The organism is Methanoculleus sp. UBA291 (assembly GCF_002499755.1).
GTDB classification, from domain to species: domain Archaea; phylum Halobacteriota; class Methanomicrobia; order Methanomicrobiales; family Methanoculleaceae; genus Methanoculleus; species Methanoculleus palmolei.
Genome location: NZ_DANC01000032.1, coordinates 39,864 through 59,743, shown reverse-complemented (window position 1 = coordinate 59,743; position 19,880 = coordinate 39,864). Strand labels below are relative to the sequence as shown.

The following is a 19,880-nucleotide window of genomic DNA, read 5'->3' as shown; positions in this document are numbered from 1 at the left end:
GCGGCGATCACACCCTGCTCTGCGGCCTCTGACATGGGGATACGCTCCTCTCTTGCGAGGAGGTAGACATTCTCACGGATGTAGATGGATGTCTGCTGAAATACCTCTCCCTTTGCGTTGATTCTCTTCATAGCCTGTACGTGGTGGGTATTGCCTCTTAAAGAAGTAGCAACAAAACAGCGGGGGCCTCCCCCGTTTTGTTGCTATCCCGTTAAGCCCCCTGCGCAGAGATAAGTTACCTGAGGCTGTGCAGACAGATACAGCACTGTGCGGACAGTAGAAAAGAAAGCGGAGAAAAGAGAAAATGGCAAACGAAAAGAAATACGAGCGAAAGAGGAGAAGATTGAACATCACCCTATCAGATCAGGCGCATGAATTTCTAAAGAACCGGGTTACGAATGCGTCTAAATTCATAGAACAGTTAATAATTAGCGCTGAACAGGGCATTCAAGCCACGATTGTGACCCTTTCCCCGATTAAAGGTGGGCCCGGAGGGATTCGAACCCACGACCGCCCGGTTATGAGCCGGGCGCTCTGACCGGACTAAGCTACGGGCCCGGAAACAAACGCCCAGGTCCACGAGATCGGGGAACGACGTGAAATACTCCGGTTCCTCACATCCGGAAAGACCATGGTGCATATAAATGTCGCCCTTGAATGATAAATACGTTGTGCGCGCCGCCCTTACCCCTCCCGCGTCGCCTCCTCAGCGCCCCGGACGACCGAGAGCACCTCCTGTTTCTTCTCGTCGAGGAGGTCCCGCGTCTCCGCCTCCAGGTTCAGCCGCACCACCGGCTCGGTGTGGGATGGACGGATGTTGAACCACCAGTCCGGGTAGTCCACCGTCAGCCCGTCGAGACGGTCGAGGTCTGCGTCCCGATAGTGCGCTGCAAGCGCCGAAAGAACCGCATCGGGCCTGCTCACCCGGAGGTTGATCTCCCCGGTCGAGGGGTAGCGGTCCAGCGGCCTGATGAGTTCGGAGAGCGTCCGACCGCTCGCGGCGAGGATGTTCGCAACGTACACCATCGTCAGGAGCCCGTTGTCGGTGAAACCCATCTCCCGGTAGTAGTAGTGTCCGGAGAGTTCCCCGGCGAAGATTGCGTTCTCCTCCCGCATCCGGGCTTTGATAAAGGCGTGGCCGACCCTCGAGCGGACGCCCCGCCCCCCGGCCTCCCTGATCACCTCCGCGACGGCCCGGCTCGACCGGAGGTCGTAGAGGATCGTCGCTCCCGGGTTCTCCTCGAGCAGGAACTCCGCGATGAGTCCGGTCACCAGGTCCTCCCGGACGTGCTCGCCCCACTCGTCGATAAACCCGCACCGGTCGGCATCGCCGTCGAACGCCGCCCCCATATCCGCTCTTTCCGTCACCACCCGGTCCTGGAGGGCCCCGGTGGTCCCGGGGTCGAGCGGGTTTGCGTGGTGGTGGGGGAACCGCCCGTCGGGGTCCAGGTAGAGCGGGATAAGCCGCCACGCCGGGACCCGGGAGAAGAGGAGGGGCACCTCAGGCCCGACCATCCCGTTCCCCGCGTCCACCACGACCGTGAGCGGCCGGGGGTTCCGGACGAATCCGGCCACCTTCCCGATGTAGGAGTCCAGCATATCGACCTTGCGGCAGGACCCGCCGGCGCGTACTGCCGGTTCTTCCCCGGCCATCGTCTCGAGGAGCGGCAGCCCCCGGTCCCCGGAGAGCGGGACCGCGTCTTTCCCGGCGAGTTTGAGCCCGTTCATCTCCCCCGGGAGATGGGAAGCCGTCACCATCGCCCCGCCGTCGAACCCTCCGGCGATGACGGCGTAGTTGAGGAGTGGGGTGCTCACCCGTCCCGCATCGGCGACCTCCACCCCTGCTTCAACCGCCCCCTCGACAAACGCCCGGGAAAGCGATTTCGACGAAAGCCGCATGTCCCGCCCGACGACGACCCGCTCCGCCGCAAGGAACCGGACGAAGGCGTTCCCGATTCTCTCCGCCGTCGCTTCGTTGAGTTCGTCCGGGTAACGTCCCCGGATATCGTATGCCTTGAAGATCCCGGCCACGCTCACGCCTCCCCCCGGAGCGGCGACATCTGCCTGAGGCGCTCGATCACCCCGGGAAGGACCGAGAGGACGTAATCGACGTCGTCCTCCGTGTTCCGGGAGCCGAGGGTGAGGCGAAGCGAGCCGTGCGCCTGCTCGGGGGGAAGGCCGCAGGCCGTGAGGACGTGCGAGGGCTCAAGCGTCGCCGAGGTGCAGGCGCTCCCCGTCGAGGCAGCAACACCGAGCGCGTCGAGCGAGAGCAGGATCGACTCGCCCTCCACGTAGCGGAACGCAACGTTCACGTTGTTCGGGAGCCTCTCGACCGGGTGGCCGTTCAGCCGGGAATCCGGGATCGTATCCAGGATACCCCGGATCAGCCGGTCCCGCATCGCGGCGAGCCTGGAGGCCTTTGCGGGGATATCTGCGGTCGCAAGTTCGATTGCCCGCCCGAGCCCGACGATCCCCGGGACGTTCTCCGTCCCGGCCCGTCGTCCCCGCTCCTGTGAGCCGCCGTCCATGAACGTCTCGATCCGGGTTTTCTTCCGGATGTAGAGCGCTCCCGTCCCCTTCGGGCCGCCGAACTTGTGGCCCGAGAGCGAGAGGAGGTCGGCCCCCATCGCCTCCACATCCACCGGAAGGGCGCCGATTGCCTGGACGGCGTCGGTGTGGAACGGGATCTTGCGGTCGTGCGCGATCTCCGCTATCGCACGAACCGGCTGGATCGTCCCGATCTCGTTGTTCGCGGCCATCACCGAGACAAGGACGGTTTTGTCGGTGATCGCCTCCTCGACGACTCCCGGGTCCACCCGGCCGAACTCGTCGACAGGGAGGTAGGTCACCCGCCAGCCCTGCTTCTCAAGGCTCCGGCAGGTGTGGATGACGGCGTGATGCTCGATGGAAGAAGTGATGATGTGGTCGCCCTTCTTCCGGTTTGCGGCCGCTACCCCTTTGATCGCCCAGTTGTCGGCCTCCGTTCCCCCGGAGGTGAAGAAGACCTCCTCCGGCTTCGCGCCGATCGCCGCCGCCACCCGGCCCCGCGCCTCTTCCACCGCCGCCTTCGCCTCCCGGGCGAGGGCGTAGAGCGACGAAGGGTTCCCGAACCGCTCCGTGAAGTAGGGGAGCATCGCCTCGACGACCTCCGGCCGCGTCGGCGTCGTCGCCGCATGGTCCATGTAGACCGACCGTTTCTGCTCCATTCCCGTCACTTCGCCGCCATCGGCTGGAACCCACGCATCGCCTCCGCCATCTCGCGGAGCCGCCGGTCCACCAGGTAGTTCACCGTTCCCTCCTCGTAGGTCCCGTCCTCCCGGCGTCTGCCCGCCGGGACACCCGTCAGGACCTCGATCCCCTCGTCGATCGTCCGCACCGGGTAAATCCGGAACTTCCCGGCCCTCGCCGCCTCGACGATCTCCTCTTTGAGCATCAGGTTCTGGACGTTGCTTGCCGGGATAAGTGCCCCCTGCTCCCCGTTGAGCCCTTTGGCTTTGCAGACCTCAAAGAACCCCTCCAGTTTCTCGTTCACGCCTCCGATCGCCTGGACCTCCCCCTTCTGGTTCACCGACCCCGTGACGGCGAGGTACTGTTTTAAGGGGAGACCCGAGAGCGCCGAGAGGAGGGCGTAGAGTTCGGTGCTCGACGCGGAGTCACCCTCGATCCCCTCATAGCTCTGCTCGAAGACGAGCCGGGCCGAGAGGGAGAGGGGCCTGTCCCTCGCGTAGTTGTTATTGAGATAGCCGTTGATGATCAGGACGCCCTTCGTGTGGATCGGCCCGCCGAGCGCTGCTTCCCGTTCGATGTCCACGATCCCTTCACGGCCGACACCGATGCTCGCGGTCACCTTCGACGGCCGGCCGAAGGCGAAATCCCCGAGTCCGATGACCGAGAGGCCGTTCACCTGGCCCACCTTCTCCCCCGCGGTATCGATGAGGAAGATTCCCCGCCGGATGTACTCCTCGATCTTCTCCTGGATCAGGTCCGAACGGTAGACCTTCTCCTCAATCGCCAGGGTGACGTGCCCCTTTCCAATCTGCTCGGCACCGTCGCGCGCGGCGTAGAAGTTCGCCTCCCGGATGAGGTCCGCAACGGCCGCGAACCGGGTCGAGAGTTTCTGCTGGTCTTCGGCGAGGCGCGAGCCGTACTCGATCACCCGGGCAATCGCCTCCCGGTCCAGGTGCCGGAGTTTCTCCTCCCGGACGAGGTTGCACATGAAGTCGGCGTACTTTCCGGCGTTCTCGTCGTTTCGCTCCATCACGGTATCGAAGTCGGCCTTGACCTTGAAGAGCTCCTTGAAGTCGGGGTCCATCTGGTAGAGGAGCTGGTAGAGCATCGGGGTCCCGATGAGGGTCACCTTGATGTCGAGTGGGATCGCCTCGGGCTTGATTGTCTTTGCCGTGATGAACCCCATCCGTTCGCCCGGCTCCTCGATGAGGACTTCCCCGGTCTTCAGGGCAGTCTTGAGCCCTTCCCAGGAGAGCGGGGCGCGCAGGAGGTCCTCAACGTCAAGGACGAGGTAACCGCCGTTAGCCCGGTGAAGCGAGCCCGGCCGGATCATCGTGAAGTCGGTCGTAAAGATCCCGAACTGAACCTCCTTCTCGATCTTCCCGATGAGGTTCTGGAAGGTGGGGTTCTGCTCGACGACCACCGGTGCGCCTTCAGCACCGTCGTTGTCTACGACGACGTTCACCTCGTACTTCCGAAACGGGAGTTCCCGGACGAAGGCCTGGAACTGGGGCGGGGCTCCCGGCTGCTCGGGAACTCCGAGGAAGGCCTGGAGGTTCTCGAGGATGTCGTTCTGGACGGCGTCGATGTAGGCGGGGACCTCCGGGACGTCGGCGTAATGCTCCTTGAGTTCGGTGACGAGGTTTCCGACCGCGTAGAGGGCGATGTCGCGGTTTAAATTCGTAACCGCTTCGGCCCCCTGCCGTTCGATCTCCTGCACCTGCCGGAGCGTGCTCTGGAGTTCGGTGTTGAGGGCGTCGCGCCGCCGCTGGACATCCGCCCGCACGTCGTCGGGGAGGTTGATGAACTCCTCATCGGGAACCGGCTTCCCGTTGATGACCGGGATGGTCAGGAGGCCGATAGGGCTCATCTGGATAACGAACCCCGCGGCCTGGGCGTCCTGATTGATCCGGGCGATGAGGTCAGTCCTCTTCCCCTGGAGGGACTGGAGGGTCTCGTCCCTCCGTTTGGTATACTCTTCGCTCTCGAACGCCCGGGGGAGGGCCCGCCGGGCCTCCTCGATGAACCGTTTCATCTCTTCCTTGAACCGGGGCCCCCTTCCCGCCGGGAGGGCGATGGCGTTGGGCTCGTACTGGTTCTGGAAGTTATGGACGTAGACCCAGTCGCGCGCCCGGGGTTTACCTTTCGCGAGCTGGTCGAGGAAACTTCTGACGGCAGTCCTCCGTCCGGTGCCCTGGGCGCCCGCGGTGTAGACGTTGAACCCGGGTTCCCGGATCTCGAGACCGAACTGCAGCGCCCGGAGCGCCCGTTCCTGGCCGATGATCTCCTCCAGCGGCCGCATCTCTCCGGTGCTGGCGCACTCTACCTTTCCCGGCTCGTAAACGCTCCGGTATTCTTCGATATTCAGGGGTTGAACCATCAGTCTCACCAAGTCTTGGTTAGCAGGTATACCGCAGGGTGTCGCCCGCCTTAAAAAAGATTCCCCGGTCCGGTGACGGATGGTACGATGGGTGGTTTTAATTTATTTCGCGCATATGTGTAATTTGTTTCATACGATCCCCGACGGGATCGCGGGAACAGGTGACACGTATGCGGATTGCAGTTGCGCAGGACGGAAATATGGTGTCCGCACACTTCGGACACTGTGAAGGGTATGCGATCTTCGACGTTGACGGGTCGATCATCTACCGGAGGGACGATCTCCCGAACCCCGGCCACGAACCCGGGCGGCTCCCGGCGTTCCTCGCGGAGCACGGGGTCGACCTGATCATCGCCGGCGGGATGGGGCCGCAGGCCATCGCTCTCTTCCGGGAGAACAGCATCGAGGTGCTTCTCGGTATCAGCGGGAACGTCGATTACGTCGCGCAGGACTACATCGCCGGCCGCCTTTCTCCCGGGGAGAGCACCTGCCACCACGAAGACGGCGGCGAGTGCGACGAAGCGCACTGAGAACTATTGGTGGGGAAGGAGTAATATCACCCATAGTATTATGCTCATATGAGTAATAATTCTCGTGAGGCACCAACATGATTGTCTGTATCACAGCCCGCGCTGCGGGCACGGATGCCCCGGTCGAGCAGCGGTTCGGCCGGGCCCCTTACTTCGTCTTCGTCGATACGGAGACGGGGAAGTCGAAATCGGTCGAGAACCCCCTCATCGACGCTACCGGTGGGGTCGGACCCCGGGCGGTTCAGGTGCTGGCGGAACACGATGCGGCCGCCCTCATCACCGGTCAGATCGGCGGGAACGCGGCCAGGGCGCTCGAAGCGGGTGGAATCAAAGCCTATGCCTACCGTGGGAGCGGCAGCGTGGCCGATGCCCTTGCGGACTACACCGCCGGGAACCTGCAGCCGCTCTCCCTCTCCTGAAGCGGGCTTGAGCATGAAGATAGCGATTGCAAGCGGCAAAGGCGGAACCGGGAAGAGCACGGTTGCGGCGAACCTCGCCTGCGTGCTCTCCCGTTCCCGCGAGGTGGCGCTCGTCGACTGCGACGTCGAGGAGCCGAACCTCCGCCTCTTCTTTCCCGCCCCCGCCGAGGACGTGCCGGTGACGACGCCGGTCCCGGAGATCGACCCCGACCGCTGCACACTCTGCGGTGAGTGCGGAACGTTCTGCCGCTTCGGGGCGCTTGCCGTCCTCAAGGACCGTGTCCTCGTCTTTCCGGAACTCTGTCACTCCTGCGGCGGCTGTGTCCTCGTCTGCCGCGAGGGGGCCGTCCGGGAAGTCCGGCGCGCCGTCGGGAAGGTCGCGTGCTCGTCCCCGCTGCCCCGGCTCGTCCTGATCAGCGGGATCTTAGACGAGGGGGAGGTGCAGGCCCCGGCGGTCGTCCGGTCGGCAAAGGCGCTTGCCGGGGGACACCCGCTCGTTCTCTACGACGCCGCCCCGGGAATCGCCTGCCCGGTGATCACGACCCTCGAAGGGAGCGATGTCTGTGTCCTGGTCACGGAATCAACGCCATTCGGGCTGCACGACCTCCGTCTCGCGGCCGAGGTGGCGGAGGGGGTCGGCATCCCCGCCGGTGTCGTAATCAACCGGAGCGACGGGGAGGATAGGGCGACCATCGCGTTCTGCCGGGAGCGCGGGCTCCCCGTCCTCATGACCATTCCGTTCTCCCGGGAGATCGCCGCCGTCCAGAACAGGGGCGGGCTCATCTGCCGCGACCTTCCCAGGTGGGAAGAGCGGTTCGCCGGTCTCTTCGCCGGGATCGCGAGGATTGCGGAGATGGACTCATGATCCGGCTCGCGGTCGCGAGCGGCAAGGGGGGGACGGGGAAGACGATGGTGACGGCGGCGCTCGCGGACCTGAGTGGAGTGCCGCAGGTCCTCGCCGACTGCGACGTGGACGCCGCGAACCTGGAATTTCTGTTCTCGCCCCGGCGGCTCACCACGACGGAGTTCCGGGGGCTCGCGACAGCCCGGATCGACCTCGAACGGTGCCATGACTGCGGGATTTGCGCGGACCGCTGCCGGTTCGAGGCGTTCGTCCGCCGGGACGATGCCTGGACGGTGGACGCCCTGCACTGCGAAGGCTGCGGTCTCTGCACCTACGTCTGCCCCATGGGGGCAGTCCGGATGGAGCCGCGCATCTCCGGCGAGATCTACACCTCGACGACGGATCGGGGGGTCCTCGTTCACGCCCGGCTCTTCCCGGGCTCCGGAAACTCAGGCCTGCTCGTCACCGAGGTGAAGAAGCGGGCCCTGAAACTTGCCAGCGGCGCGGACCTGCTCATCGCCGACGGCCCGCCGGGGATCGGGTGCCCGCTGATCGCGACGGTCGGGGACATGGATGCGGTCCTCATCGTTACGGAGCCGGGAATCTCGGCGCTCCACGACCTCCGGCGGCTGGTGACGGTCTGTCGTCGGTTCAACGTCCAGATCTTCGTCGTCATCAACCGTTTCGACCTTGCGGACGAGTTCTGCACGAGGATCGAGGACTACTGTGCGGAGGAGGGCATCCCGACGACAGGAAAGATCCCGTTCGACCCGGAAGTTGTCGCGGCGGTGCGGAGCGGCCGGCCGGCGACCCGGATCGATTCACCGGCGGCAAAGGCTCTCCGGGCCCTCCGCGACAATCTCTTCATCGAACTCGGGCTTTCATGAGCCAGCTCCTTTTTTCTGGGACCCGCTCCGCTCTGTGGACCCATCATTCCGAAAAAAGAGATTATAGTTGGTTTAGAACCGGGGTTTTCTGTGCTTCGGCAGGCAGTCCTGGCAATACACGGGCCTGCCTTCGGTCGGCTTGAAGGGGACTTCGCACTCCTTCCCACAGTCTGAACAAATAGTCTTCGTCATTTCACGGGGGCCGCCGAAGTTCCTCGGACCACCGAAATTTCTGTTACCTCTGTTATAATCCATCGGATTGCTCATGCAGATAGAACACTGCACGTAAGAATACGGGTGGATGGTATATAAGGTACTTCACTGGCCGGGATTGGTATTCAAAATCTGCCCGCCGATCTGTCCATGGACGGCACAACTCCCTGTCCACAGAGAGGAGCGGAGACGCACTGTTGCTGAAGTCTCCGGGGTGTTCCGGGGCTGCCTCTCGTCTCCGACCCCGAGAACCCGGGTTCGGTCTCCCGCCGGGGAAGAAGGACGCCGACCGCGCCACGGGCTTCCTGTGCTTCTCCTCCTCGTCGCGTTATACATGCCCCCGGCTCGCCGCGGGGCGGATATAAAAGGGCATATACCCATCCTTCCCATAGCAGGGTGTGGACATCCTCCTGCAGGCGTTCTCCGTCCTCCTCTGGTCCGGTCTCCTCAAAGGTCTCCAGCTCGCCCTCTGGCCCCGCCTCCGCCCGGCCCTCGGGGATTACGCCTACCCTGCGGCATACCCGGCCTCCCTCCTCCTCTTCGCCCTCGCGACCTGGTACTGCGGCATTCTCCGCGTCCCGGTCGCCCTTGCCCTCCTCGTCTTTCTGGGCCTCGGGGTCTACGGCATCCGGCGGGGCGATTACCGGATTCGTGAGATCCGAAATCTTTTAACCTGGGACGCGGTCTTCCTGACCGGCTTCTTATTCGCGCTTGCCGTCCGGTTCACGAACCCGCCCATCGGCTACTTCAGCGAGCAGTACATGAACCACGCCTTCCTTGCGAGCGTGATCCGGGAGCCCGTGGTGCCGCCGCTCGACCCCTGGTTTGCGGGGGGCCGTCTCACCGTCTACTACTACCTCGGCCACTGGCTGATGGGGTGTCTTGCGGTCGTCACCGGCATTCCGTCGGAGGTGGCCTTCAACCTGGTTCCGGGAACCGTCTACGGGACGGCGTTCGTGACACTCTATGCCCTCGGTCGCCTCCTCCTCCGGCGGTGGAAGTGGCTCCCCCTCGCGGTCCTCCTCCTTGTCCCGCCGTCGGTCCCCTGGTTCCTCGCGGCGGGAGGGGATATCTACGGCGCATTCCAGGATACCAACTGGATTGTCCCGGGCGCCCGGTTCGAGTTCCCGGTCTTCTCCCTCTTTCTCGGAAACGTCCACGCCTTCGAAATGGCCGTCTTCAACCAGGTCTTCCTCCTCTTCCTCCTCGGGTTTGCGTGGTGCCGGTGGAGCGGGCTCGACGCCCGGGGTCGGGGCGTCCTCGTCCTCCTCCTCGGACTGAGCATCGGCTCGATGCCGCCTTTAAACTCCTGGGACGCCCTCGTCTACGGGCCGGCCGTCGCCATCTTCCTCCTCCTGCTCTGGACCCGGGAGCGGGACTCCTCCACGCTCGCGGCCGCCGTGGCCGTCCCGGCGATAGCCTTCGCGATCTACCTTCCCTACTACCTGCACCTTGAACCTGCGGGGGTCGGCGGGATCGGCGCGGGGTTCCCTCCCACCGACCCGCTCGCCTTCCTCGCGATCTGGGGCGGATTCCTCGCAATCGTTTATGCCGCCGTCGCCCGGGATATCCGGCGGTTCCCGTTCCTCGTCGCCGTCGCCGTACCGTTCCTTCTCGTCGGCTACGTCGCCCTCGGGATTGTCCTGGCGCCGCTCGCCTATCTCCTCCTCCGGAAAGAGCGCTCGTTCGGAGACCTCCTCTGCATCGCCGGTCTTTCGGTGCTTGCATTCTGTGAGGTCTTCTTCTTCCGGGAGATGCTCGGCGGGGACTACAGCCGGTTCAACACCATCTTCAAGTTCTACTTCGACGCCTGGGTCCTGCTCGGCACCGGCTCTCTTCTCATCGCCGGCCGGTGGCTTTCCGCCCGGTTGCCGGTATCGGCCCCCCGATGGCTTGCGATCGGGGCGGCGGCCGCCCTCATCGCCGCCCCGGTCGTTCTCAACGTCGACATCGGCCGCGGTCTCCTCGGGATCGAGTATCCCCCCGAGAGTTACCACACCCTGGACGGGCTCGCATACCTCGACGCCGCGCGCCCGGGGGAGGCCGCGGCGATCGACTATCTCCGGACACTTGGCGGCGATCACCGGCTTGTGGAGGCGGAGAACGGGGACTATAACTACTACTCGCGGGTTTCGTCCTTCACCGGCATCCCGGCGGTCCTCGGCCAGATCAGCCACGAATTGACCTGGCGGGGGAACGGTGCGTGGTACACCGAGCGCCCGGCGGACATCCGGGCGATCTATGAGAATCCTCGGGAGGCCCTCGCGCTCATGGAGAAGTACAACGCGACGCTCCTTTACGTCGGCGAGCCCGAGCGCGAGCGGTATGACGTCCGGCTGCCGGACCGGGGGCTCGTCGTGATCTACGACCGGGACGGCGTCCGGATCTATGAGCGGGCAGGGTTACATTTATAATCACCGTGCAACAGGGTGGGTGCATGACGCGAGCAGCCGTAGTCATAACATCCGTCCTTGTGATCCTCGCCCTGGCGGTCTCCGCCGGGGCCCAGGTCTACCCGGGTGCTGGAACCGATGTCGCAGAGACCGCCACTCCCGTCGTGCCGCAGAACCTGACGGCGAACACAACCGCCCCCGCAGGGAACCTGACGAACGCGGGGTCGCCGTATGCGGCGGAGTACCGGAACAACGCTTCCTTCACCCGGCTCGCCGGGGAGAACGAGACGATTAACGTGAGCCTTGAGCCCGTAGCCGATGGGTTTGTCTCGCCGGTGATGCTCACGACCGCCGGCGACGGAACAGGCAGGCTCTTTGTCGTCGACCAGGTGGGGACGGTCTCGATCATCGATGAGAACGGCACCCGCAAAGAGGAGCCGTTCCTGGACGTCCGGGACCGCCTGGTCGACCTTAACCCGTCGTTCGATGAGCGCGGCCTCCTCTCGATAGCCTTCCACCCCGACTTCCGGGAGAACGGGCGGGTTTTTGCGTTCTACAGCGCACCCCTGCGTGAGGGGGCCCCTGAAGACTGGAATTGCACGAACCGCCTTGTGGAGTTTGAGGTTGACCCCGAGAACCCCGACCGGGTCAACATGACCTCAGAAAAAGTCCTGATGGAGATCGACAAACCGCAGTTCAATCACAACGGCGGGAGCATTGCTTTCAGCCCCCGTGACGGCTACCTCTACCTGCCGCTCGGGGACGGCGGCGAAGCCAACGACAACGGGACCGGCCACACCCCCGGCGTCGGGAACGCCCAGGACCTCACGAAGGTCTACGGCAAGGTGCTCCGGATCGACGTGGACAACGTCACCGCCGGGAACGTAACGGGGCCGCTGGAAAACGCCACCTGGACGACGCAGGCCGGGACGCTCTACGGGGTCCCGGAGGATAACCCGTTCGTTGAGAACAGCAGCATCCCGCCCGAGATCTACGCCTACGGTCTTCGGAACCCCGCCTACCTCTCGTTTGACGCCGACGGTAATCCTTACGTGGCCGACGCTGGCCAGGACCTCTTTGAGGAGGTGGACATCGTCGCGGGGGGCGGCAACTACGGCTGGCGTCTCATGGAGGGGACCCACTGCTTCGACCCGGAGAACCCCCGCACACCCCCGGCGACCTGCCCGGAGAACGGCTCCTCCGGCGACCCCCTGATCGGCCCCATCATCGAGGGCGGGCATGACCTGGGCATCGTCTTCGTCGGCGGCGGCGTCTACAACGGCACGGCTCTCCCGGACCTTGCGGGGCGCTACATTCTCGGCTACTGGAGCAGCAATTTTGCAACCGGGAACGCGACCCTGCTTGCCGCGACGCCCCCGGAGGACTGGAACGCATCGGCCTTCCCCGACTCCGCCGGGAACCTGACGCCCGACAGCCTTGCGATGTGGCGCCTGACGAGGCTCAACGTGACCGGAACGCCCGCGGGGACTGTGGATGCCTTCCTCCTCGGGTTTGGCGTCGATGAAGATTCGGAGGTCTACGCGCTCACGACTGAAGACGGCGGCCCGGATGCGTCCAGCACTACCGGGAGAGTCTGGAGGCTTGTCCCGGCGAACGAAACGGCCCCGACGGCAACCGTGACACCGACCGCAACGGCCCCCGCCGCCGGGGGCCAGGGCGCGACCGTCGAGATCGCGGCCGACAACATGGCCTTCGATACGAGCACGGTCACCGTCCCGGCGGGTGCGGCGGTGACGATGAACTTCGAGAACCGGGATGAGGGCGTCCCGCACAACGTCGCGGTCTACACCGACTCCTCGGCAACGACGCCGATCTATGTCGGCGAGATCGTCACCGGCCCGGCCGAGACCGCCTACACCTTCACGGCGCCGTCGGAGCCCGGGACCTACTACTTCCGGTGCGACGTGCACCCCTCGATGAACGGGGAGTTCGTCGTGACGTAGGTCAACCCCCGCCTTTTTTTGAGATCGGTCAGCGCTTGTGTGGAGGAGGAGAAACACGCCGTTCACTCCGGACACTCAGGTGTGGCCGGGGGTAACCTTTATGCCGCCCGGTTACCCGGTGAGACTCATGGCACGAGTAACCGTAACCATCATGGCTTCAGTCGCGGGGGTGGGGGCGTGACCCCGGAGGTGACCCCCGCTCAGCCCCGCGTCGCCGGGGGCCGGGATGTGACCGTTGAGATCGCGGCTGAGAACATGGCTTTCAATGCAGGCACGATCACCGTCCCGGCGGGTGCAAGAGTGGCGATAATCTTCGAGAACCGGGATGAGGGCGTCCCGCACAACGTTTCGGTCTATACCGATTCCTCGGCGACGACCCCGATTTATGTCGGCGAGATCGTCACCGGCCCGGCGCGGGCCGCCTACGCCTTCACGGCACCCGGAACTTCGGGAACCTACTTCTTCCGATGCGACGTGCACCCCTCAATGAACGGCGATTTTATTGTGGAATAGAGGGGGCCGCCCCCTTCACCCCACAAGTTAAATATATAGCCGGACCACTCTCCACCAATGACGTCCATGCAGAAATACCGCTGCTCGGTGTGCGGCCATATCTACGACCCGAAGACCGGGGATGCCGGTGCTCCGCCGGGAACCGCGTTTGAAGACCTTCCCGACGACTGGGTCTGTCCGGTCTGCCTCGCGAAGAAGAGTCAATTTTCCCCGTTTGCGTCTCCCCTCGACAGGCTCGGGCTCTGACCGATCCCGCCAACTTTTCTATCCGTGCAGACACGGGTTCGCATATCGACCGGTGTTGCGGGTTTCCTGAGGGTTTTTTCCGAAAACCGAAACTGTTTTGGGCGAGTATCATCTCTCCCGAGTACCTTACCGGATAGGCAGGAAATGGAGACCACATTAATGAAAAATACTGAAAACAGTGGTCCGGAGGAACGTCCCCTCTGGAGAACGAACGAAGATCGGATCTTACGGGAGGTTTTCGGGTGAACAGCGGTGTTTCTATCCGCGGCGTTCGGGACCCCGATGCGGTCAGGGAGTTTGTCCGGCTGCTCTCCAGTGCTCACGGGCGTTCCGGTGCGGCGGGGTGCCCGCCGCCAGGAGTAACCGAACCCGGAACATCTCTGATTTTTCAAAAAAAACCCGATCTTTCTTCGACTTGCGATGAAATCCGAAAGCAATTCGGGGAGGTTACATCACTCCCGAACGATACACATAGTATGTGACGAAGGTCGAAAGGAGCAAAATATGGATACAGATAAGTTGGCCCGGTGCGGTGTCGGAGAACCCCGGCAGCCGTTCAGCGTGGTCGCACGGATCGATTGGGATGACGGGTTCCCGGAATTCCCGGATCGGAAGGCCTTCGTGATCGTCCCCCGGGGCGAAGTCCCCGATGCGGGGGGTCCCGCCGTGCCGGGCGGGAACGGTTCCCGTGGGGGTGATTCGATGTAGTCTTTCGTCGGAGTCACTAGCATTCTCCTGGAAAGGCCATGTCCGGGAGGGATGGAAACACCCATGGTAAGGGGCCTCACTCCGAATAACTTGCCACAGAATTACCGGAAACGTACCAGATCTATGTGCTGATATAGGCGATTACGCCGCCTTTTCTTTTCTCTTTTGATCTCCGCCGGGGTCTCGCCGGATCGATTATCGACAGATCCGGGGTCGAGCGGCCGCGTTCTTTTGGTTTTTGTATCTCTATCCGAAACTATTTCGAATATATCACATTTTCCGAAAAATGTTTGGCATTGGTTGATTATGACCGAGTTAGATACCCTGCTTTACGAAAAATGCCGGTCGGGTTGATACGGGTTCGTCACGTCCACATTGCCCCTTCCCGGGAAGGGTATGAGGTCTGTCGGAAACCCGTTTTGCGCGGTTTTTCCGGAGGAGCGCATCGTCACCGGAGAGAGCGGGGCGGTGGCGCTGTCGGGCTGTCGGAACCCGGGCTGGTAGAGAACGACCGAACAACAATATCTTTTGACTGCCATGAACAACGGATATATTGTGAAGAACCTCAGCAGGAAGGCCGAAGACTACCTTGAGGCCATCCTCAACGTCACGCTGGAGAAAGGATATGCCCGCACGAAGGACGTGGCGCGCGAACTGGACCTCAGCCCTTCAAGCGTCGTCGAGATGTTCCGGAAACTCGATAAGATGGGTCTTGTCGAGTACCGGCGCTACGAGGGGGTGGTCCTCGCGCCTGCGGGGCGCGAGGTTGCCGAGGTCATCAAGTCCCGCCACGACACCCTGCGGGAGTTCCTGCGGATGATCAACGTCCCGGAGAAGATTGCCGACTGCGATGCCTGTTCGATGGAGCACGAACTCCACCCGGCGACGATCCGGCAGATCCGGCTGCTGCTGAAGGAGCTTCAGTCGGATACCCGGATAGCCGAGTGTATCCGGCGGCGCACTCCCGCCCGGGAGGTCTAGGCGGCATGGGGCCCGTCGTGGCCGCGATAACGGTCTACCTCCTCCTCAACGTCGTTTCGTTCCTTGCCTACTACCGTGATAAACGGTCGGCGGAGCGGACGGCGTGGAGGACCCCCGAGAAACGGCTCCTCCTCCTCGCGTTTTTCGGGCCGTTCGGGGCCGTCGCCGCGATGCATGCCTTCCGGCACAAGACGCAGAAGGCGAAGTTCCGGCTCGTCCCTCTCTTCCTCTGCCTGCATATCGTGCTCGCCGCCGCGTTCGTTCTGGGCCTCGTGTAACTTCTCCCGGGCAGGGCCGGTCGCCGTAGATACTCGTCGACTCGGTGGGAACGGCAACAGCAGTTCCCTGTCCCGGCATAGCCCTGTACGGCGTGCGACCGCGCCACTCTCCGGCAGGCGGGGCCCCGCGAGAGCCGTATCGACCGCCCGTAGTGCGATCCGGAGAGGGCGGTACCGGGGAAACCTATACATATCGGACCCCCTGCAGACTCCCCCATGGACACCCGCGCCTTCCGCGAATTCATCCGGCTTGGCAGATTTCCCTTCCTCCTCTCGGGCTTCATCCCGTTCGCCGGCGGAGCGCTCCTCGCCTTCCTCCTCGGGGCGCAGTTCACCCCGGCGCAGTTCTTCCTCGGCTACGCGGTCATGGCGGCGGCGCACCTCTCGGTCCACTACAGCAACGACTATTTCGATGCCGACGCGGACCGGTTCGCCGAGACGACGGCGATCTCCGGGGGGAGCGGCGTCCTCGCCGCGAACCCGGGCCTCAAGCCGGCGGCGCTCTCTGCAGCCGTCGTTCTGATGGCGGTTTCGGTCCTGATCGGGTATGCCTTCATGGCCGTCTACGACTACCCCCCTATCTTCCTCGCCTTCAGCGTCGCCGGCAACCTCCTCGGCTGGTCCTACACCGCCCCCCCGCTCGCGCTCGCTTACCGGGGCCTCGGAGAGGTCACGAACATGATCACTTTCGGTCTCCTGATGCCGGGCGCGGGCTACTTCGTTGCGAGGGGGACTCTCGACCCCGCCTTCTTTGCTTTCTCCCTTCCGCTCTTCCTCTACGGGCTCGTCTTCATCGTAAGCGTCGAGATCCCGGATATGGAGGGGGATATCGCCGGGGGAAAACCGACTCTCGTCGTGCGGAAAGGTCGCATCTACGGTTTCTCGCTCATCGCCCTCGCGGCGACCCTTGCGACCGGGACGCTCGTCTCTCTTGCCCTCGCCGGCGCCTTCTCCCCCGTGGACTTCCGGCCGGTGGCGTTCGCATCCCTGGTCCCGCTCTCGATCGCCCTGTGGGGGTTCCTGCACCGGTGCGCCGACCGGGCGCCCGCCCTCCGGTACGCTACCGCGAACATCATGGGCTACTTCATCTTCCAGGGCCTCGTCGTCCTCTACTTCGTCATCGCGGCCGGCTGGGTCTGACCGGGGCCGCACCTCCATCGTCCGGCGGCCCCCTCGCCCGGAGCGTGATCGTCCCGTCCTGCAGAACCCGGGGAACGCCTGCGCGGAGCCGCGCGTTCTCGACGGTCGCCGGGATCGGGACGGCGGTCTTTCCCCCGTGCGCGAGGATGATCCAGTGCCCGTCGTCGAGGTAATGGACGTCGAACGCGACCCGGTTCCGGGCGGCGCCGACGAAGAGGGTGAGGGTGAGATGCCGCAACCTCCGCTCTCCCGCCTACGGGCCGCCTGCATAGGAGAGCACCGGCTCTACGGGGACGTAGCGCCTGACGACGATGTTGTCGGCGTAGAAGTGGTGCGGGTCGCCCGAGTACCACGCGGAGGACCCGATCAGTGCGAAGTCGTCAAAGACCACGTCTTTCGGGACCGGTCTGCCGTCGGAAAACCGCAGGGGCGCGCTCCCCAGGTATTTGCCGTCCATCCACGCGTGCCGGGTGGCGTTCGGCGTATCCAGGACGACTTTGATGTGGTACCAGGTATCCGCCCTCGCCGGGAGGTCGGCGGAGAAGTTCCGGTGGACGCCGTCGTAGTACTGCACGGAACCGTTCCGGAGGTGGAGGGCATACACCGGGCCGCCGGTCTCGTTCCAGGCCTGGAGGTAGCCCGAACCGCACCATCGCCCGAACTCGCTCACCCGGAAGTCCCCCTCGATGATCACCTGGCCGGCGGAGATGTTTGCCAGGCATATCCGGTTGTTCGCGAGGCGCCGGAGATCGGGCTCGGAGACATTGATATCCCCGGCGTATGCGCCGTCGCGGACGACCTCCGTCTGAACTTCCGCGTTCGAACCGCAGAACGACCACCGTGAGAGGTCGCGGCGCTCGTAGTCCTCAAAGAAGAGGAAGACGGCGTCCGGGTCGCCTGCGTCCCGGGCCTCCGGGTTCCCGTAGAGCATCGTGATCGCCGTTGCGTTCTCCGGGAGGGAAAGCCAGACGCGGGCGTGGGAGCCCTCGACGGCGTTCTCTATCCAGTAGGAGACGGGGGTCCCGTTTGCGTCCACGAACCGGATGTCGGCGAAGTCCGGGCGCATCCCCGGGAGGTGGGCGACGTTCGCGGCGACCTCAAGACCGTCGGTCCCGGAGGGGTTGGCGACGGCGATCTCCTGCCGCCGGGCGAAAGTCTCGACGGTCGCCGTGGTGCTGACGACGGACGACCGGGTGGCGATCGAGAGCGTCGCGTTGTAGGAGCCCGGGGCCGGGTAGGTGTGCACGACCGCTCTCCCTTCGGGACCGGCGGCGGTCTCTTCCGTCCCGTCGCCGAAGGACCAGGTCCGCGAGACCGCGTCGGCGATGCCCGATGCGTCGGAGAAGAGGACGGCGGCGGGGACCCCGGCATACGTTACGTTTGCAGTCAGCGCCGGGACGGCACCCGCGGGGACGATGAGAAGCAGTGTGAGGACGCTTCCAATGAGAACAAACCGGCCGATCTTCAGGGTCATCCGTCTCCCTGTGGATTACCCTCTATATGCATGTAGCGGCTCGCCGCACCCCAATGCTGATGCTTTGCGGGGGACTACCGTTATAACCGGGAAGTGCCGTGAACGACGTTGTGATCATCGGTGGAGGGCCTGCAGGGCTCTTTTGCGCCCTGCAGGCGTCCGGGGAAGAACGGAGTGTGATCGTTCTTGAGAAAAAGCCCTTGCCGGGGCGTAAACTCCTTGTCTCGGGGTCCGGGCAGTGCAACATCACCCACGACGGGGAGATCTCCGGTTTCTTCGCCCGTTACGGCGAACATGGGGCATTTCTCCGGCCTGCGCTCATGAACTTCACGAACCGCGACCTTATCGCCTTCTTTGCCGCCCGGGGACTGGGCATGACAGCCGAACCCGGGGGGAAGGTCTTTCCGGCGACCCGGAGATCCGCAGATGTCCTTGCGGTCCTCCTTTCGGAGTGCGCCGCCCGCGGTGTGGAGGTCCGGTGCGACGAGGCCGTCCGGGGCGTCGAGCGAGACGGCGGAGTTTTCCTCGTCCGGACAAAGAAGGCAACCCTCCGGGCCGACGTCCTCGTCCTCGCCACCGGCGGCGCCTCCTATCCCGCCACCGGTTCGACCGGGGACGGCTACGCCTTCGCCCGGGCCCTCGGACAGCCGGTCACGGAGGTTGCCCCGGCGCTCACTCCGGTCTTTGTCGAGGACTACCCGTTCGCCGACCTTGCCGGGATAGCCTTTCAGAACCTCGCTTTGAGCGTCTACCGTGACCGAAAACGGGTCTCCCGGAATACCGGGGATCTCCTGCTGACGCACACCGGCCTCTCGGGCCCGGGCATACTCGATCTCTCTCGCGCCGTCCGCCCGGGCGACGTGCTCCGGGTCGCGTTCCTCCCCGGGGCGAACAGAGAAGCGGTGCGTAAACGGGTCGTCGACGCCGTTGCGGCGGGGGGTTCCCGGCAGGTGAAGACCGTCCTCTGTGCCCTCCCCCTCCCGGAGCGGTTCGTCCGGCGGCTCCTCGACCTCGCCGGGGTTCCGGCGGAAGCGACCTGTGCCCGGCTCCCGAAGACGGCCCGGAACGCCCTCGTCGCATACCTCGCGGAGTTCCCGTTCACCGTGGCCCGGCTCGGGGGGTGGAATGAGGCGATGGCGACACGGGGCGGCGTCGCCCTCGACGGGATCAATCAAAAGACGATGGCGTCGAAGACCGTTCCGAACCTCTACTGCATCGGCGAGGTGCTCGATATCGACGGCGACACCGGGGGTTACAACCTGCAGGCCGCGTTCTCGACCGCGGCCCTCGCCGCACGGCACATCGCCCGGCCATCCATATAGAATGTTTCAATACCGGCGCCGTCAAACGGGCAGTATGAGTTTATTCATGGGGCTCCTCGCTCTGGTCCTGGTGATCGCCCTCATGTTTGTTCTTTACCGGGTGATCAAGAGCGCAACAGGCTTCATCATCAATGCCGTCGTCGGCGTGATCCTGCTCTGGCTCATCAACTTCCTCAGCCTGATGAGCCTTGCCGGCCGGCCCGACATCCCGATAAACCTGATCACCGTCCTCATCTGCGCAATCGGCGGGGTCTTCGGCGTGCTGGTCACGGTGGTGCTTCACCTCCTCGGGATACCGCTGACCCTCTAGGAGCATTACCCGGGATACGGAACCATCATATCCCCGGCGCTCTCACCTCT

Annotated in this window: 21 protein-coding genes and 1 tRNA gene; 14 read left to right on the top strand and 8 right to left on the bottom strand. The window is 64.2% G+C overall.

What is annotated here, in order from left to right:
- Window positions 1-483 precede the first annotated feature (483 nt).
- The 4 genes from BP737_RS08005 to BP737_RS07990 form a co-directional block, all read right to left on the bottom strand.
- Window positions 484-558 (bottom strand) — tRNA-Ile (locus tag BP737_RS08005).
- 126 nt (window positions 559-684) lie between these two features.
- The gene (locus BP737_RS08000) at window positions 685-2,031 is read right to left on the bottom strand and encodes a phosphomannomutase/phosphoglucomutase (RefSeq protein ID WP_342686100.1); all 1,347 of its coding nucleotides are present in this window, start codon (window positions 2,029-2,031) and stop codon (window positions 685-687) included.
- Between the two features lie 2 nt (window positions 2,032-2,033).
- Window positions 2,034-3,206 carry a cysteine desulfurase NifS gene (gene nifS, locus BP737_RS07995; protein WP_342686099.1) on the bottom strand — a complete coding sequence of 391 codons (1,173 nt, stop codon included), beginning with the start codon at window positions 3,204-3,206 and terminating at the stop codon, window positions 2,034-2,036.
- A gap of 5 nt (window positions 3,207-3,211) precedes the next feature.
- Complete coding sequence (locus BP737_RS07990; RefSeq protein ID WP_292406276.1) at window positions 3,212-5,608, bottom strand: Lon protease family protein; 2,397 nt, start codon at window positions 5,606-5,608, stop codon at window positions 3,212-3,214.
- Window positions 5,609-5,778: 170 nt separating this feature from the next.
- Here BP737_RS07990 and BP737_RS07985 point away from each other — a divergent pair, with 170 nt between their 5' ends.
- The 4 genes from BP737_RS07985 to BP737_RS07970 all read left to right on the top strand — a co-directional run bounded on the left by BP737_RS07985 (window position 5,779) and on the right by BP737_RS07970 (window position 8,288).
- Complete coding sequence (locus tag BP737_RS07985) at window positions 5,779-6,138, top strand: NifB/NifX family molybdenum-iron cluster-binding protein (protein WP_292406279.1); 360 nt, start codon at window positions 5,779-5,781, stop codon at window positions 6,136-6,138.
- A 77-nt stretch (window positions 6,139-6,215) separates the two neighbouring features.
- The gene (locus BP737_RS07980) at window positions 6,216-6,557 is read left to right on the top strand and encodes a NifB/NifX family molybdenum-iron cluster-binding protein (RefSeq protein ID WP_292406282.1); all 342 of its coding nucleotides are present in this window, start codon (window positions 6,216-6,218) and stop codon (window positions 6,555-6,557) included.
- A 13-nt stretch (window positions 6,558-6,570) separates the two neighbouring features.
- Complete coding sequence (locus BP737_RS07975; RefSeq protein WP_292406285.1) at window positions 6,571-7,422, top strand: ATP-binding protein; 852 nt, start codon at window positions 6,571-6,573, stop codon at window positions 7,420-7,422.
- Window positions 7,419-8,288 carry an ATP-binding protein gene (locus tag BP737_RS07970; RefSeq protein WP_292406288.1) on the top strand — a complete coding sequence of 290 codons (870 nt, stop codon included), beginning with the start codon at window positions 7,419-7,421 and terminating at the stop codon, window positions 8,286-8,288. Before BP737_RS07975 ends, BP737_RS07970 begins: the two co-directional genes overlap by 4 nt.
- A 72-nt stretch (window positions 8,289-8,360) precedes the next feature.
- On the opposite strand, the gene BP737_RS07965 is transcribed toward BP737_RS07970, so the two are convergent.
- Entirely contained in the window at window positions 8,361-8,555 is a 195-nt protein-coding gene (locus BP737_RS07965) for a CxxC-x17-CxxC domain-containing protein (RefSeq protein ID WP_054847721.1), read from the bottom strand.
- 344 nt (window positions 8,556-8,899) lie between these two features.
- On the opposite strand from BP737_RS07965, the gene BP737_RS07960 reads away from it, so the two are divergent.
- The 5 genes from BP737_RS07960 to BP737_RS07940 all read left to right on the top strand — a co-directional run bounded on the left by BP737_RS07960 (window position 8,900) and on the right by BP737_RS07940 (window position 14,325).
- Complete coding sequence (locus BP737_RS07960; RefSeq protein WP_292406290.1) at window positions 8,900-10,915, top strand: DUF2298 domain-containing protein; 2,016 nt, start codon at window positions 8,900-8,902, stop codon at window positions 10,913-10,915.
- Between the two features lie 23 nt (window positions 10,916-10,938).
- On the top strand, window positions 10,939-12,858 hold the full coding sequence (locus BP737_RS07955; RefSeq protein ID WP_292406293.1) for a PQQ-dependent sugar dehydrogenase: 1,920 nt from the start codon (window positions 10,939-10,941) through the stop codon (window positions 12,856-12,858).
- A 177-nt stretch (window positions 12,859-13,035) separates the two neighbouring features.
- Complete coding sequence (locus tag BP737_RS07950; RefSeq protein ID WP_292406296.1) at window positions 13,036-13,371, top strand: cupredoxin domain-containing protein; 336 nt, start codon at window positions 13,036-13,038, stop codon at window positions 13,369-13,371.
- Window positions 13,372-13,437: 66 nt separating this feature from the next.
- Window positions 13,438-13,617, top strand: a complete 180-nt coding sequence (locus BP737_RS07945; RefSeq protein ID WP_292406302.1) for a rubredoxin — start codon at window positions 13,438-13,440, stop codon at window positions 13,615-13,617.
- A gap of 504 nt (window positions 13,618-14,121) precedes the next feature.
- Window positions 14,122-14,325, top strand: a complete 204-nt coding sequence (locus tag BP737_RS07940; RefSeq protein ID WP_292406299.1) for a hypothetical protein — start codon at window positions 14,122-14,124, stop codon at window positions 14,323-14,325.
- A 329-nt stretch (window positions 14,326-14,654) separates the two neighbouring features.
- On the opposite strand, the gene BP737_RS07935 is transcribed toward BP737_RS07940, so the two are convergent.
- Window positions 14,655-14,864, bottom strand: a complete 210-nt coding sequence (locus tag BP737_RS07935; protein WP_342686098.1) for a hypothetical protein — start codon at window positions 14,862-14,864, stop codon at window positions 14,655-14,657.
- 16 nt (window positions 14,865-14,880) lie between these two features.
- On the opposite strand from BP737_RS07935, the gene BP737_RS07930 reads away from it, so the two are divergent.
- The 3 genes from BP737_RS07930 to BP737_RS07920 all read left to right on the top strand — a co-directional run bounded on the left by BP737_RS07930 (window position 14,881) and on the right by BP737_RS07920 (window position 16,724).
- Complete coding sequence (locus BP737_RS07930; protein ID WP_394339977.1) at window positions 14,881-15,306, top strand: metal-dependent transcriptional regulator; 426 nt, start codon at window positions 14,881-14,883, stop codon at window positions 15,304-15,306.
- A 5-nt stretch (window positions 15,307-15,311) separates the two neighbouring features.
- Window positions 15,312-15,584: a DUF1294 domain-containing protein gene (locus tag BP737_RS07925; protein ID WP_342686096.1), complete on the top strand. Its 273-nt coding sequence runs from the start codon at window positions 15,312-15,314 to the stop codon at window positions 15,582-15,584.
- A gap of 216 nt (window positions 15,585-15,800) precedes the next feature.
- Window positions 15,801-16,724, top strand: coding sequence for a prenyltransferase (locus tag BP737_RS07920; RefSeq protein WP_342686095.1), 924 nt, complete (start codon window positions 15,801-15,803; stop codon window positions 16,722-16,724).
- On the opposite strand, the gene BP737_RS07915 is transcribed toward BP737_RS07920, so the two are convergent.
- The gene (locus BP737_RS07915; protein ID WP_342686094.1) at window positions 16,702-16,962 is read right to left on the bottom strand and encodes a hypothetical protein; all 261 of its coding nucleotides are present in this window, start codon (window positions 16,960-16,962) and stop codon (window positions 16,702-16,704) included. The genes BP737_RS07920 and BP737_RS07915 overlap by 23 nt on opposite strands.
- A 15-nt stretch (window positions 16,963-16,977) precedes the next feature.
- On the bottom strand, window positions 16,978-18,198 hold the full coding sequence (locus BP737_RS07910) for a DUF2341 domain-containing protein (protein ID WP_342686093.1): 1,221 nt from the start codon (window positions 18,196-18,198) through the stop codon (window positions 16,978-16,980).
- A 110-nt stretch (window positions 18,199-18,308) separates the two neighbouring features.
- On the opposite strand from BP737_RS07910, the gene BP737_RS07905 reads away from it, so the two are divergent.
- Together BP737_RS07905 and BP737_RS07900 are read left to right on the top strand one after the other, a co-directional pair.
- Window positions 18,309-19,520 (top strand): NAD(P)/FAD-dependent oxidoreductase, encoded by a 1,212-nt coding sequence (locus tag BP737_RS07905; RefSeq protein WP_342686092.1) that lies wholly within the window; start codon window positions 18,309-18,311, stop codon window positions 19,518-19,520.
- 34 nt (window positions 19,521-19,554) lie between these two features.
- On the top strand, window positions 19,555-19,830 hold the full coding sequence (locus BP737_RS07900; RefSeq protein WP_292405079.1) for a pro-sigmaK processing inhibitor BofA family protein: 276 nt from the start codon (window positions 19,555-19,557) through the stop codon (window positions 19,828-19,830).
- The last annotated feature ends 50 nt before the right edge of the window (window positions 19,831-19,880 follow it).